17 protein-coding genes, 1 tRNA gene and 1 pseudogene are annotated in these 14166 nt (G+C 36.8%); 7 read left to right on the top strand and 12 right to left on the bottom strand.

Annotation, left to right across the window (positions count from 1 at the left end):
* Positions 1–59 precede the first annotated feature (59 nt).
* Positions 60–869: a DUF6597 domain-containing transcriptional factor gene (locus ACWYN3_RS10715; protein ID WP_456221138.1), complete on the bottom strand. Its 810-nt coding sequence runs from the start codon at positions 867–869 to the stop codon at positions 60–62.
* A gap of 197 nt (positions 870–1066) precedes the next feature.
* Here ACWYN3_RS10715 and ACWYN3_RS10710 point away from each other — a divergent pair, with 197 nt between their 5' ends.
* The gene (locus tag ACWYN3_RS10710) at positions 1067–1894 is read left to right on the top strand and encodes a metallophosphoesterase family protein (protein ID WP_456221137.1); all 828 of its coding nucleotides are present in this window, start codon (positions 1067–1069) and stop codon (positions 1892–1894) included.
* A gap of 230 nt (positions 1895–2124) precedes the next feature.
* Here the strand turns inward: ACWYN3_RS10710 and ACWYN3_RS10705 are convergent, their stop codons facing one another.
* From ACWYN3_RS10705 to ACWYN3_RS10680, 6 genes are all read right to left on the bottom strand, one after another.
* Positions 2125–3147, bottom strand: a complete 1023-nt coding sequence (locus tag ACWYN3_RS10705) for a serine hydrolase domain-containing protein (protein WP_456222956.1) — start codon at positions 3145–3147, stop codon at positions 2125–2127.
* A gap of 14 nt (positions 3148–3161) precedes the next feature.
* Positions 3162–3476, bottom strand: coding sequence for a serine hydrolase domain-containing protein (locus ACWYN3_RS10700; RefSeq protein WP_456221136.1), 315 nt, complete (start codon positions 3474–3476; stop codon positions 3162–3164).
* Between the two features lie 423 nt (positions 3477–3899).
* On the bottom strand, positions 3900–4292 hold the full coding sequence (locus ACWYN3_RS10695; RefSeq protein ID WP_456222955.1) for a zinc-binding dehydrogenase: 393 nt from the start codon (positions 4290–4292) through the stop codon (positions 3900–3902).
* Positions 4292–4921: a zinc-dependent alcohol dehydrogenase family protein gene (locus ACWYN3_RS10690; protein ID WP_456221135.1), complete on the bottom strand. Its 630-nt coding sequence runs from the start codon at positions 4919–4921 to the stop codon at positions 4292–4294. The genes ACWYN3_RS10695 and ACWYN3_RS10690 overlap by 1 nt, the downstream gene beginning before the upstream one ends.
* Before the next feature lie 36 nt (positions 4922–4957).
* Positions 4958–5185, bottom strand: coding sequence for a carboxymuconolactone decarboxylase family protein (locus ACWYN3_RS10685; protein ID WP_456221134.1), 228 nt, complete (start codon positions 5183–5185; stop codon positions 4958–4960).
* Positions 5178–5372 carry a carboxymuconolactone decarboxylase family protein gene (locus ACWYN3_RS10680; protein ID WP_456221133.1) on the bottom strand — a complete coding sequence of 65 codons (195 nt, stop codon included), beginning with the start codon at positions 5370–5372 and terminating at the stop codon, positions 5178–5180. Before ACWYN3_RS10680 ends, ACWYN3_RS10685 begins: the two co-directional genes overlap by 8 nt.
* A gap of 124 nt (positions 5373–5496) precedes the next feature.
* On the opposite strand from ACWYN3_RS10680, the gene ACWYN3_RS10675 reads away from it, so the two are divergent.
* The 3 genes and pseudogenes from ACWYN3_RS10675 (at position 5497) to ACWYN3_RS10665 (ending at position 7188) form a co-directional block, all read left to right on the top strand.
* Positions 5497–6189: a hypothetical protein gene (locus ACWYN3_RS10675; protein ID WP_456221132.1), complete on the top strand. Its 693-nt coding sequence runs from the start codon at positions 5497–5499 to the stop codon at positions 6187–6189.
* Between the two features lies 1 nt (position 6190).
* Positions 6191–6361: a helix-turn-helix domain-containing protein gene (locus tag ACWYN3_RS10670; RefSeq protein ID WP_456222954.1), complete on the top strand. Its 171-nt coding sequence runs from the start codon at positions 6191–6193 to the stop codon at positions 6359–6361.
* 60 nt (positions 6362–6421) lie between these two features.
* A pseudogene (locus tag ACWYN3_RS10665) lies at positions 6422–7188 on the top strand (3-keto-disaccharide hydrolase).
* A gap of 70 nt (positions 7189–7258) precedes the next feature.
* On the opposite strand, the gene ACWYN3_RS10660 reads toward ACWYN3_RS10665, so the two are convergent.
* Entirely contained in the window at positions 7259–7642 is a 384-nt protein-coding gene (locus tag ACWYN3_RS10660; protein WP_456221131.1) for a DoxX family protein, read from the bottom strand.
* Positions 7643–7919: 277 nt separating this feature from the next.
* Positions 7920–9050: a DEAD/DEAH box helicase gene (locus ACWYN3_RS10655; protein WP_456221130.1), complete on the bottom strand. Its 1131-nt coding sequence runs from the start codon at positions 9048–9050 to the stop codon at positions 7920–7922.
* A gap of 629 nt (positions 9051–9679) precedes the next feature.
* Here ACWYN3_RS10655 and ACWYN3_RS10650 point away from each other — a divergent pair.
* Positions 9680–10288 carry a hypothetical protein gene (locus ACWYN3_RS10650; RefSeq protein WP_456221129.1) on the top strand — a complete coding sequence of 203 codons (609 nt, stop codon included), beginning with the start codon at positions 9680–9682 and terminating at the stop codon, positions 10286–10288.
* A gap of 142 nt (positions 10289–10430) precedes the next feature.
* A complete protein-coding gene (locus ACWYN3_RS10645; protein ID WP_456221128.1) occupies positions 10431–10820 on the top strand; it encodes a hypothetical protein in 390 nt (129 codons plus the stop codon).
* A gap of 74 nt (positions 10821–10894) precedes the next feature.
* Here ACWYN3_RS10645 and ACWYN3_RS10640 read toward each other — a convergent pair.
* The 3 genes from ACWYN3_RS10640 to ACWYN3_RS10630 form a co-directional block, all read right to left on the bottom strand.
* Positions 10895–10967 (bottom strand) — tRNA-Lys (locus ACWYN3_RS10640).
* A gap of 211 nt (positions 10968–11178) precedes the next feature.
* On the bottom strand, positions 11179–12144 hold the full coding sequence (locus ACWYN3_RS10635) for an OPT/YSL family transporter (RefSeq protein ID WP_456222953.1): 966 nt from the start codon (positions 12142–12144) through the stop codon (positions 11179–11181).
* A 65-nt stretch (positions 12145–12209) separates the two neighbouring features.
* Complete coding sequence (locus ACWYN3_RS10630) at positions 12210–13148, bottom strand: OPT/YSL family transporter (RefSeq protein ID WP_456222952.1); 939 nt, start codon at positions 13146–13148, stop codon at positions 12210–12212.
* A gap of 517 nt (positions 13149–13665) precedes the next feature.
* Here ACWYN3_RS10630 and ACWYN3_RS10625 point away from each other — a divergent pair.
* Positions 13666–14133: a hypothetical protein gene (locus tag ACWYN3_RS10625; protein WP_456221127.1), complete on the top strand. Its 468-nt coding sequence runs from the start codon at positions 13666–13668 to the stop codon at positions 14131–14133.
* The last annotated feature ends 33 nt before the right edge of the window (positions 14134–14166 follow it).

The following is a 14166-nucleotide window of genomic DNA, read 5'->3' as shown; positions in this document are numbered from 1 at the left end:
TTAATCTACGTTAAAGGTAGAAGACTGATCATCTTTGAAATAGGAAAAACGCGACATTCTTAATCCGCTCTCCACGCTGTGCCTTCTGCATGATTTAAGAAATATTCTTTTGGGTTATGTCCGGAAAACTCTTTAAAATCCTGAATGAAGTGAGATTGGTCATAGTAGCCACATTCATAAGCAATTTCTGAAAGCGACTTGTTTTGGTGATTATATAAGGCTAAAGCATTTTGGAAACGAATTATTCTTGAGAATAATTTGGGACTAAACCCTGCTGACTGTTTGAAGTTCCTTTCGAATTGCCGGGTCGATAAATAGTTGTGTTTTGCAAGATCCTCTACTTTAGTAAGATCAGTAGCCTGAATCATGTTTCTGATCGTTTCAAAGATGCCTGGTGGCTGTTTCTTAGCCGTTATTAATCTCTTCTCTAGAAAATCGGTGATGATGATTACCCTTTGGCTGTTATTAGCTGCCAGCATCATTTTTTCTTCTAATTCGTTGATGTCAATCCCGGGCAGTGTTCTTAAATCAATCATTTGATTTTTAAGGTCCGAAGCCTGGATTGGAAAAAGCAAGGAAGCAGCGAAAGGGTAGAGGTAAACACCGAATATTCCAAAATTACTATGGATCAAAAAACGTCTCACTAACTGAGATGGCCCCGCAAGGCCAGATACAAATGACTTTTGAGTTGGTTTTTCATTAACCAGTTCATCAAAGACCCCGTTGTAGTGGAATAGGAGTTCTGTGCAACCGTCCGCCATAGAACGATGAATATAAGGGTTTTCTAAAGTGGCTTCTCCCTCAAGTATCCAGAAATATCTTACATATTTTGAGAGTGTATCAGATGGATTTATAGTGAAGTATTTCATTGCCAGGTTATTACATGTAAGTTAGTGATAATCTGGTAACATTTCTATATCAAATTCAATAAAGGTTTTGGAATCGGATAAATAATATTGGAATTAAATTTATTTCAAAATAAAACAATTACAGAAGAAACTATCATTGGTCAATATTTTCTCAATAGATTTAGATCAGTGTTTTTTTAATGTATAAATTATAATATATGTCATCAAGAAGATTTTTTATTAAAAGTAGTTTAACAGGTCTTGCATTAGCTGGTATACCTGGAATTGTTTCTGCAATGCTTCCGGTTGAACAGGATACCGTGAATAATACAGCAGGTAAACTAAAATTGCGTTTCGCAATTGCATCTGACGGGCACTACGGTCAGCTGGGAACACCCTATAAAAAAGATCATGAGAACATGGTGAAATGGCTCAATGAAGCACATCAAATAAGCCCGCTTAATTTTGTAATTATTAACGGTGATCTTGTGCATGACCAGCCGGAGTTACTTAAAGAAGTGAAAAAGGATTATTATGATCGTCTTAAAGTTCCTTTTTTCGCCATTCCGGGAAACCATGATCATGCAGATAGTGCGATATGGAAATCTGTATTTGGGTATGAAGATAATTTCTCGTTTGAAAATAACGGCATTGGTTTTATACTGGCTAATACCTCAAATACCAAAGGAACCTATATCGCGCCGAATGGTGATTTTATGAAAAGAGAGCTTGAGAAATTCAAGGATTTGACAACTGTATTTGTTATTTTGCATATTCCACCACATCTTTGGGTTCCGGAGAGTCCTTTTATAGAAGTCCGGAGACTATTAGTCTATTGCATAGTTATCCAAATGTTAAGGCTGTGTTTCATGGGCATGATCACAGTCTGGATGCTGTTTTTTACACGAATAAACTACCACACTTCTTTGATTCACATATCGGTGGCAACTGGGGGACAAGCTACCGCGGGTATCGGATTGTTGAAGTTGATGAAACAAATAAAATTACCACCTATCAGGTTAATGCAAGTAAAACCCCAATGCTGAATGAAACTTCGTTTTAGGGAATTGTGGAATAAACGATATAATGCTTTAATTGTATATGTTGTTGTTCTTGGATTTTCCAGGTTTAACTGCCCGAAAGAACTTTTATACGCTGTCTTGCATTCTTGTTATCAGGATCGAGTGACAGAGACTTTTTGTAGTTTAAAAGAGCCTCTTTAGTATCGCCAGTGAATTCCATGATTTCTCCAAGACTATCATAAGCATTAGCACTTTCAGGATAAAGTTTTACATTGAGTTTGAAAATTGAGAGAGAGTGCTTTATTTGTTTCTTTCAGACCTAATAACTGGTATGCCCATCCGTTAAGCTCATTTTCATCCAGACTAAATAACGGGTCCTTCTTTTTTAAGTCCGCTGCAACTGCCATTGATTGATCAAAACCTTGCTTCATTAGCTCAGTCCTTAATTTTCGAATAGCAGGGGATAAGCCAAAACCATTTGATTTGTGCATTTCCGGGATATAATATGCTGCTATTTCATCAATGAATCTTTCGGGATTCGCACCCATCAGATTAGTGAGTACGACAATAGAGAGATCATCCTTTTGATAGATAAATAGTGCAGATCTTCCACCACCAACAGGGCCAACGGCTGGGTGCTCTGCTCTGGTCACTGTTGGCCATCCAAGTGCATAACCATTTGTAAGCTGATTAAAACCACCTATTTTGCCATTATTTAATATTGCAGGGTCCCATAATGTTTCCAGACTGGCTTTTTGTTTTAATAATTTACTGCTTTTTAGTGCAATAATAATCCAGTTTCCCATATCTTTTGCTGTAGACAAAATTCCCGCGGCAGTTCTGAAAAAAACGGGAAATTGGATGTAGCCAGTTCCTGGGCTCTTACTTCTTACTGGTTGGCCACCAACATATTTAACCATGGTGTAGGCTCCTGCTGAATGCTGAACCACATCAAATGAATCTCCAAACCTTGTTAATGGCATATCTGCCATTTTAAATTGTCTATCCTCAATAAACTTTGTAAAGTGTACACCACTCAGTTTTGTAATGATTTTTCCAAGAATAACATAACCAGTTTGATTGTAACTAAATTTATCACCTGCATTGAATTCCAAAGGTAATGTTTGTACTTTCTTCCAGGCCAGGTTTTCATCTCCATTTTCTAATACCTGCTCATTAGCATCCAAAATATCTGGTAATCCTGAGGTATTGGTTAATACTTGTTTCATGGTTATTTTTTGCCAGGATACAGGAAGACTGTCAAGGTAAAGGGAAATAGGGTCAGTTATCTTTAGTAGTTTTCTTCTTCAGCTAACTGCATAATTGCTACGCCCGTAAAAGCTTTGGTAATCGAATTTATAGAGAAAATACTTTGATCGGTTACTGGAATAGCATTTTCGAGGTTGGCGGTTCCATAACTGTTTAATTTTACAATTTTTCCCTGACGGATTATTGCGAGTTGCAGGGCCGGAATTTGTTGATCATGCATTTTTTGAGTTAAAAACAGATCAATACTATCTGGTTGATTAATTTTCTGCGCTTTAGATAAAACAGGGGCGAGTATTCCAAAGAATAAAAAAGCTGTTATTAGTTGTTTAGGATTCATGGTTAATTGGAGCGTTAATTCATTGATAAGACAAGGACTGAAGTTTTATGTTACAAATAGATAATATTGTTTAAAAACATAGGTATTTACTGGTTTCTGTGTATAGAATAAAGAAATTATTGATAATTTAGTCTTAAATAGACGGTACAAAAAATAACATCCTGATTATTAACTTATGAAGAAAAAAAAAAAGTGTACCTGCTGCCATACTATAGGAATAATGAGGAAGGGAAACTTGATCTTTTTGCAGTTCCCGGACTGAATTTTAAACTACTGACTATATACACAGTCTGGATGGATGCTATATTGTAAGTTCGATTGGTAACTAGCTTTAGGAAGATGATCATTGTTGAAAGAGAAATGATTGACAATTCGCGATAGCGTAAATTGTCAATCAGAATCCAGGCGTTATCAGAAATCAGCCTAAACTGAGATGACAATTTTCCCAAAATGCTTTCCTTCTTTAAGTCTTTTGTAAGCCTCATTAACCTGATCAATGGTAAATACAGAATCAATAAGTGGATGGATATCTGCAATTTCAATAGCCCTGTTTAAAGCTGAAAAACTTTCGGCACTGCCTACGGCCAATCCTTGTATCCGAAGAAAAGACATGTTGATCTTATGCTTATGTATATCTAAGGGGAGGACGGTGCCGGAAATGAAACCTGCAGTACCCACAAAACCATTTTCCCTAACTGATAAGAGTGATTGTTCAATTGTTTTGGTTCCGGCAATATCCATGGTGATATCAACACCTTCGCCGTTAGTGAATGCAAGTACCTGTTTATGCCATTCAGGGTAATCGGTATAATTAATTACTTCGTCAGCCCCGATTTCTTTGAGTTTTCTGGTTTTTTTTTTTCGTCACTGCTTGTCGTTGCAATAACTCTCGCGCCAGCAGCCTTTGCTATTTGCAGTGCAAATAAAGAAACACCGCCTGTACCCTGTGTAAGTACAGTTTGACCTGGTTGCAATTTTGCCTGGTTTATTAAACCATGCCATGCTGTCAATGCGGCAATTGGCAGTGTTGCAGTTTCTTCAAAACTGAGATTATCGGGTGCTTTTACCAATCCATATTCCGGGATACATGCATATTCTGCCATTACTCCCGCAGTTTGCCACGCTACACGAATCGAATTACTTTCCTTATCAATATTACCTTTAGTCCATTTTTGTACATATTGGATGGCAACCCGATCATCACCAATTTTCCATTTAGTAACGTTTGTTCCGATCTGTTCTACAATGCCACAACCGTCTGAAGCTGGTATATATGGAAAAGCAAGATCAGGGTTAAAGCTTCCTTGCGCTAAAATCAGATCAAGATAATTCAATGATACTGCTTTTATTCTAACCAAAACTTCATTGTCTAGTGGTTTGGGAGTTTCAACTTCATTTACAGTGAAATGCTCAATTCCAAATTTTGTTAGTTGTACTGCTTTCATTTTTTTTTATTTAAAATTTCTATTAGTCTGTACTGGTTAATGCGAATCACCAAGCGTAATCCGAAGACGGTTCAACGCATTCATTAATGAAATACTGGCAGTAAGATCTACTACTTCCTTTTCGCTGAAAGATGCCTCCAGCTGACTTCTGTAATCCTTTAGATTCCCTTGCATCCTGGTAATTGATTCAGCCCACTGTAATACTAATTTTTCTTTGTGATCAAATGCATCTGAGTGTTTCCAGCCCGGTAACTGATCAATCACTTTGCTTTATACCTAATTCGCGAAGTTCACCCGAATGAAAACTACAGCAGTATGCACACCCATTTATTTGTGATACATATAATTCAGCTAAAGCGATCAAATGAATATCTATTTCAGATTTTCTGATACTTTGATGTGATTTATATAAATAACCTATGGTCTCTTTTGATATTTCCTGATAGTTCATATGTAATTATTTTATGCCTCAAAAGTAGGAGAGTGGTATCTTTGCGAATGGTAAACAGATTTGAAAAAACAGTAATATTCTTGGATTATGTTTTATGGCGTCAGAGAATAGCTAGTTTTGTGCTATGGATTTTTTACATGATAGCTTTGCCATCGAGATTGCCAGTTATGCAGAATGGCAGGAGAGAAGCCGAACCAATAATTTTTTCGAACTGGTTTATATACTGGAAGGAAGTGGTCTGCAAAGTGTAAACAGTATTAAACTACCATTTCAACAGAATGATATACATCTTTTGCCAGCTGCAAAATGTTACAACAAATATGTTATCGAAGAATCTGCACGTTTTCTATTTGTACGTTTTACCAGCAGTTACTTTATCCCTTTATCAAATGATCAGGTTGACTATAGTTCTTGGTTTAGCCGTTTAAATTTTATTCTGGCTAATCATAACCATCATCCTGGTGAACTTATTAAGGATTTTGGAGATAGAGAGCAAGTTAAAAGGTTACTCGATTCTGTACTTTATGAATATGAACATAAGGATCTTTGCTCTGCCTTCATTATAAGAACCACACTGGTTTCTATTCTTGCAATTCTTTCACGCAATGCTCAGAAAGGGATTTTAGAAGGAAGAATGATTAGCGATTCCAGGTTTGCAGAGCTTTTAAGTTTTATTAGTTTCCATATTCTCAATAAGAATATGATTACCGTTGAGTATCTTTCTGAACGTTTCGGGATTTCATCAACTTATTTTAGTGAATACTTTAGAAGAAATTCCGGGGAAAGTTTTCAGGATTACATATTAAAATCCCCTTAAGATTGCAGAATCACGCGTGATTTATACTGCTACTCCAATAAAAGAGATTGCGTGGGAACTGGGGTTTACGGATAGCAGCCACCTGAACAGAATGATGAAAAGGCATTATGGAACAGGGATGTTACAGATCAGAAAAGGTGCACGTAATGTTATACCTAAATCGTTACATTGATAAATATTGCCGGGTCTGATTTAAATCCCTACTTTTAAAATAAACCATTTGCTTTTGAGTATGAAACTAAAAATCAGTCTATCGCTTTTTATATCCCTGACTTTCTTATTTGTAAACCATTCTTCTGCCCAAAAAGGCTGGGTTGATCTTTTTAACGGAAAAGATTTGAAAGACTGGAACATTAAAATTTCTAAACATGATTATAAAGAGAACTATGCAAATACATTTCGTGTAGAAGATGGTTTGATGAAAGTGAGTTATGATGGTTATGGAGATTTTGATCAGCAATATGGCCATATTTTTTACAAGAAACCTTTTTCTATTATCTGTTAAAAGTAACCTATCGTTTTGTTGGTGAACAGGCCAAAGGCGGAGAGGGTTGGGCTTTACGAAATAGTGGCGCTATGTTGCATTGTCAGGCACCTGAAACTATGCTTAAGGATCAGGATTTTCCAATTTCCGTGGAGGGGCAAATTTTAGGTGGTGATGGTACACATGACCGTCATACAAGTAATGTCTGCACCCCTGGTACACAAATCGTTTACGAAGGGAAGTTATTTACACCACATTGTTTAGATTCTAAATCGAAAACGTATGCAGGTGATCAGTGGGTTACAGCCGAATTTTTGGTTTTAGGAGATTCAGTGATTAAGCATATTATTGATAAAGAGGTGGTGCTGGAATATACGAAACCTCAGATCGGTGGGGGCAATGTAGCCAACTACGATCCGAAAATGAAAATAGATGGTAAAGCCTTAACAGGCGGCTATATCTCTTTGCAGAGTGAAAGTCATCCTATCGAATTTAAAAAGGTAAGGCTTTTATAATTTAGAACCTTATGCGAAAAACAAGGCAAAGTTGGCCCAGGTAATAGCAAAGGTTCTGGAAGAGTAGCGTCTAAACTTTTGAATCACTGATCATAGGTTTGTATTTACTCCAGTTATCTCCAATTATCCAAAGATTGATCAGGAAAAATGGTAAAGCTATAAGTAAACCTGATGGTTCATAAATAGTATTATGGACTATAATGCCAACCATGACAGGCAAAATCACAATGGCGCCAAGCGCCCGGTATTTTGGTAATATAAAAAGCAGGCCCCCAATTAATTCAATAGTGCCTATTAAAGGCATTAACCAGGTAATTGTACCAAAAGCTCCCATTAGTTTCATTTGCTCTGCCGTCATTTCTGGCATAGGCATATAATTAAAGAATTTGTTTAACCCCGCATTGATAAACATGAGGGCGAAAAGAATGCATAATACGGTTTTCAAGATTTTCATTTTATTGATTTTAGTTGTTAATAATTTTTAATCCAACGTTCTTTTTTGATCAGATCTATTTCTTTCTGTCACCAGATTTTTATGAGGATTTAAATTACTGTTTTAATTTTGTAAATCAATGACTTAGTGTTGTGAATTATTATGATTGATAGCTGAATTTTGGATGTATAACAAACAGAAATGCCACAAAAAATATTTTCTGAGGCATTTCTTATTTCCTGATTTCTACCTGGATTTCAAATCTAATCGTATTAGCTGAAGCTGATCAGTTTTCTTATTACAGGATGTTTTCGCTATCAATTAACTCTACTTGTTTACCCATTTTCTTCTGGATTACTTCAAAATGATGGAGTTCATTTTGACTCACCAGCGAAATAGCATCTCCTGCTGTGTCTGCACGGCCAGTTCTGCCTATGCGGTGGATATAATCTTTAGGTGATCGTGGTAATTCATAATTAATCACAAAAGGAAGGAAATTAATGTCAATTCCTCTTGCCATTAAATCTGTGGCAACTAATACCCTAAGTTTGCCTGATTTAAAATGTTGTAAAGAATCGGTTCTGTTGCCCTGACTTTTTTTGCTGTGAATAGCTTTTGCGTCAATATTATTTTTGCGAAGCTTGTTCACGATAGCTTCAGCCTGTTTAACTGAAGAAGCAAATACCAGTACCTGCTTCATTTCGTGGTGATTGATCAGATAACGTAAAAAGGGGCCTTTCTTTTCGTCCGAAACTATATAGGCTATCTGGTTGATCAGATCAAGCGAACCTTCGTCATCCTCTATCTTAATAACTACAGGATCATGTAGCAGGATTTGGTGAATATGCTGTAGATCATCATTCAATGTCGCTGAAAACAATATATTTTGACGTTTTTCAGGTAAAAGAGCAAAAATTTTGTTCACCTCTTCTTTGAACCCTAAGTTGAGCATCTTATCAGCTTCATCCAGTACTAAAGTTTCAATGCTTGATAGGTGTACTGCATTTGAATCCACTAATTCCAATAGCCTTCCCGGTGTAGCCACCAAGACATTTACGCCTTGCATAGCCATCATTTGCGGGTTAATGGAAACTCCACCATATACTGCCAGTGTTTTGATAGACTCTGGTAGTGCCTGGCTAAAACTCTGGAAAACATTTTTTACCTGTTCTGCAAGTTCGCGGGTAGGTACTAAAACTAATACATTTGCATGGCGATTTTTTACTCCTGATGTTTGTTGTAAATTCATTAAAAGTGGCAAAACATAACTGGCAGTTTTGCCGGATCCTGTTTTAGCAATGCCTAAAATATCTTTTTTATTTAATATGGCTGGTATAGCTGTTTCTTGAATAGGAGTGGGTACTGTGAAATTTTGATTTACCAATGCTTTTAATAAAGCAGGTGATAAACCTAAGGATGTAAAAGGCATGTTACTAGATTTTTTTTTTTGTAAAAATAAACAAAAAACGTTGTTATTTAACTGATTGATGTAATGCAATCCTGTTTTCGTCGCTATGTACTGGCTCTGCTTAAGCTTATAAAGGTATCATTCTGGAAAATAACCGCAGTTCCCCAGGTTTATAAATACAGAAGAATACTCTTTTCTTTGAAAAGTTAATCCTGACGTTGCGTTTGGAAAGAATGGAATGCTGCTTCTATATTGGGCATTTATAATGTTGTCTCTACAGTCTATCTTTATATTTGAATTGAAAAATATATTTCCTATTTTTATTAGTAATAAACAAATATTTTAATTGTTTCCCTTTTTATGAAAATAAAAATCTCCTTACTGTTCATGTGTCTCTTGCTATGTCTTGGATGCCATTCACAAAATCGCGTTTCTTTAAATTCGACTCCATTGGAAATTAAAAAAACAGCAAGCTATGCAACCGTACAACCTTATTATCAAGTAGATTTTAGCGCAGCATTTTGCCTGTTTGAAATCAGGGTTAATGATGTGCTTGTATTTACACTTAATTTGGAAGGCCAAACTTCTACGAGTATTCCAATCAATTCAGGTATTTTGCAGAGCGGAAAACAGCAGATTACGATCAAAGTTTGCTGCCCATTGCTGGTCAGAAGGTTTTACACCCGAATGCACAGTTTAGCTATAATATCAAGGTTTTTGATGCCGCTAATAATCTTCATTTCAAAGAACAACTTCCCGGAGAGTATGCTGTAGAGAAAGTTGATCCTGCAAAGAAAAACAGCTTCCTAACGCATACGGCTACTTTTAATGCGGAGGTCCCATACACAGTAATCGCCTACCAGACCGCTACGGATCTTGGATCAGTTGGAGGATTAAAGGATAAACTACGGGGTGCTTATCAGCAACTTGCAGATTTGATTGTAAAAGGTGATCTGGAGCAAATCAAAAAATTGATAGCCAATAGAGAAAGTATTGCTGCTGTTACAATGTACCTGAGCAAAGAAGAATCGGACGATAGGCTTACAGGTATGATTGGCAACTTAAAATCCGGTTATAAATTGGAGCCTATACCCGCAAATGCCATCTTGAAGACCTTCGGTAATGGAAAACTTGCAATCTTGGTCAGGCCTGATGGTGAGCCTGCTTTAATATTTAAAAATGAGAAAGATAATGAAGAACTATCATTAGATTTTACATTCTATATTCCATTGGGTAAAACAGATCTGGAAATTATCTGATTACTTGCTTATGTGAACTAAATCTATGGAAATAAGTAAGTATAGTAAACTCAGAAAAATAATTCTCATCGCGGGGATTGTTATTTGTTTAGTTAATCTGTTTGTTATTTATCCGCTGGAGCGTTCTACATCCACTACTATAATGGAATTCACTTTCTCATATATAGGGCTTGGATTGTCTATTGTATCTATCCTGTATGGGCTCACAGGCGGTCGTTTTATAAAATACTTAGCATTCATATTATTGAGTGCTATTGTAAGTGCAACGTGCTGGTATATTTACGGGGCCGGGGGATGGCTTCAGGGATTTATAGCATTTTGGGCCGGCATCCCTTGTGGAGTAATTACAGCATTGATATTTTTTATTTTAAGATATTATATATTCTTTCGCAATAGAGAACTTCCTGTAGGCAGGCAAACAAATATCATATTGTTTCTCATGCAATTAATACTATACTTTGTTGTGCTTTTGATTGTAGCTATAGTGTTTGAAAATGGAGGAGATTGGTTTTTCGAAGTTTTCGAAAAGTAAACTAACTCGCTAAAAAAAACAAGGAGTTGTTATAAATAAAAAAGAGGGCAATCAATTTTGATTGCCCTCTTTCGTGATCCCGCTGGGATTCGAACCCAGGACCACTACATTAAAAGTGTAATGCTCTACCAGCTGAGCTACGGAATCATCATTCTTTTCAGAACAATACTTTAAGCGTTTCCGTTTAAAGTGATGCAAATATAGGAGTAGGATACGTATACTGCAAATAAATATTGCGCTTATCTTATAGTAGCCTGATTCTAAGCCTGATTAATTACGGTTAACGTTAAAAAACTGTTAAATTAACGTTTTAAAGGAGGTTTATGATTGCTAAAACCTCCTTTATCATTGTCTATTTTTATATCTCTTCTGCCTCATTTTTCTTTTTTGAGATGTTGTATAAAACAAATCCCATGAAAAGGAAGATCAGTACACCTAGTAATTCGTAACCACCGGCACCAAACCAGCGGGTAAATAAAGGCTGAACATCTATTTTGCTCAGATTACTCCGTACTGAAGGGATAACCATCAAAATAGCGACGACAACTCCTGCCAGTGCACCACCAGCTACAAGCCCCGTGGCAAAGAGATTTCCCGGGCCCAATTCTTCTTCCTCTGGTGTTTTTATTTTTTTCCTTTCTTTCCAGTCTACAATTCCTTTAATCGCTCCCCCAACAAAAATTGGAAGGGTAGTAGATAAAGGTAAATAAGCACCTACAGCGAATGACAACGCATTAATACCGCATAACTCTATAGTGATAGCGATGAACACACCAACCAGTACATATTGCCAATCCAGGTTAAAAGAAAGCATACCTTTAATTAAGGTAGCCATTAATGTAGCTTGTGGCGCAGAATATAATTCAGTACCAATTGCATGTTTAATACCCTGTGCAAGCATTTCCGGAGTAGGCGTGTCCAATATGCGAACCGTAAGTCCAATTACGATAGATGATACAATAACACCTATGAATAATGCAATTTGCTGATACCTTGGCGTTGCACCAATAATATAACCAGTTTTAAGATCCTGAGAAGTTGCACCTGCATTTGCTGCTGCAATACAAATCATACCACCTACAACTAATGCCATAGGCTCGTAAACCTTACCTGTCCAGCCAACTGCAATGAAAACGAGACAAGTTCCCATGATTGTGGCAATAGTCATTCCAGAAATAGGATTGTTACTCGATCCGATCAAACCTACAATACGACTTGAAACTGTAACGAAGAACGCACCAAACAGGACTACCAGAACACCTATTAATAGATTACTTAAAATTCCATTACTTGGAATTTGCGGTAAAACAGCAACCAGGATAATTAAGGCTAAACTACCAACACCAACAACTTTAAGTGAAAGATCACGGTCGGTTCTTTTAGTATCTGCTACGGTTTTTCCTTCTTTTTTATAGAACCAAGACTATCTTTAAATGAAGAGATGATAGTTGGAATGGTTTTTAACAAAGTAATAAATCCTCCGGCTGCTACCGCCCCGGCACCGATTTGTTTCACATAGGCCTGGTAAATTGCCAGTGGATAATCTGAAAAAGTTTGTGTTGCCGGGTTCCAGCCTACAGAGCCACCTGCTTTGGTAATATCAGCAAGTAATCCCAGCTTTACCAGTTGATGAGCTGCCAATGCAGGATCAATTAATGTGGCTAGTAATGGGATAAGACCAAGCCAGGCTAATACTCCACCGGCAACTAATACTCCTGCAATTTTTGGTCCGATAATATAACCAACCCCCATATATTCAGGAGTGATTTCTCCACTAACCTGTGCAGAAGGCAGAAACTTGTTTGCTTGAGTGGTCACCCAGGTTGGTGCCTCTGAAATCACATGGAATACTTTTTGCATCAACGCGTAAATCATCATGGCGAAGCCTAAACCCCAAAAGGCTGTACGGGCAAATGATCCGCCTCTTTCTCCTGCTTTTAATACTGATGCACAAGCTGTTCCTTCCGGATAAGGCAAGGTTTCATGCTCTTTAACAATCAATGACCTTCGTAAAGGAATCATCATCATTGTTCCTAACACTCCCCCCAGAATTGCTAAAATCAGGATGGTCATGTAGTTAAAGAAAGCTTCTCCTGAACTTTGTCCACCAATATCGGTACTCAGGAATAAAAACCCAGGAAGTGTAAATACGACTCCGGCGGCTATTGATTCACCAGCCGAACCAGTGGTCTGAATAATGTTATTCTCCAGAATGGTTGTTTTAAAAAACTTTTTACCCAGCGTAATAGCCAATACGGCAATAGGTATTGATGCTGAGACGGTTAACCCTGCTTTTAATGCGAGATATACTGTGGCGGCACCAAATATAATCCCGGCTATACATCCTAATAAAAAATGGACTTAATTGTAAAAACTCTGCTACATTACTTTCTGCAGGTATGAAAGGCTTAAATTCTTCTTTAATCATTGTAAAAAAATATGCTTTAAAGGTATCTTTTTTTGCCCACCTAACAAGGCTAAAGGTAAATAAACCGTGTATTTTAGTATTTAGGTAGTGTAAATGGTACACAATCCACTGTAGATTCCTTTGGGTTTAAGCCGGTCATTTATATTATCCTGATATCTTTGGCCAGTATTATTAAATGTCAACAATGAACTATCACAAAATCCTTCTATCATTATTTTTGATTATCAGTACAGTGCTTATTACTAATGCACAAAGAAAAGTTGTATTTGAGGAAACATTTGGAAAGAATAACCTTCAAAAAAAAACTGGCTGACAGTAAATGGAGAATGGGAGATTAAAGATCATACAATCCATGGGAGCAGAGATGTAAACTGGGCTATTCTACTTTGTAATAAATCAATTCCAGAGAATTACATTTTGACTTTTTCATCAATAGTAGAACCTGAATCTAATTTATTTGAAGTAATTCTCAATTTGAATGGTCCTAAGTTTCTGGGGATCATGCTTAATCAGTTAGAAGACAGAGTTGCAATTGAAGACCGTTCACTGTTAGCTAATCTGGATAACAGAGGGAGTTTTATCCAAAGTACTGGTCACATTGGTACAATGCCGAAAGTGGACAGGGTTAAATTACATACCTGGCAAAATTGGAAAATACAAAAAACAGGGAGCCAATTTTTTGTCTGGATCAATGATGAAGATATTATCTCTTTTACTGATACTAAGAACTTTGTCAAGCCGGGAGGTCAGATCGGTTTTGCTGTAAGTGGCAAAGCCTCTGTTAGAGATATCAAAATTTTTAAAATTAAAGGTACAGATGCATTGGCACCTAAATCTTTTAAAGGAAAGCCTTCGGTTAAAAAGCCTGTTTTCCATTTTGAATAGTCTCAGGAGGGAGATGAGAATTTATTTTAACTT

This window comes from Pedobacter sp. NJ-S-72 (assembly GCF_053890575.1).
Note: the sequence above shows the minus strand (reverse complement) of the source record. Positions and strands in the feature narration are given on the sequence as shown.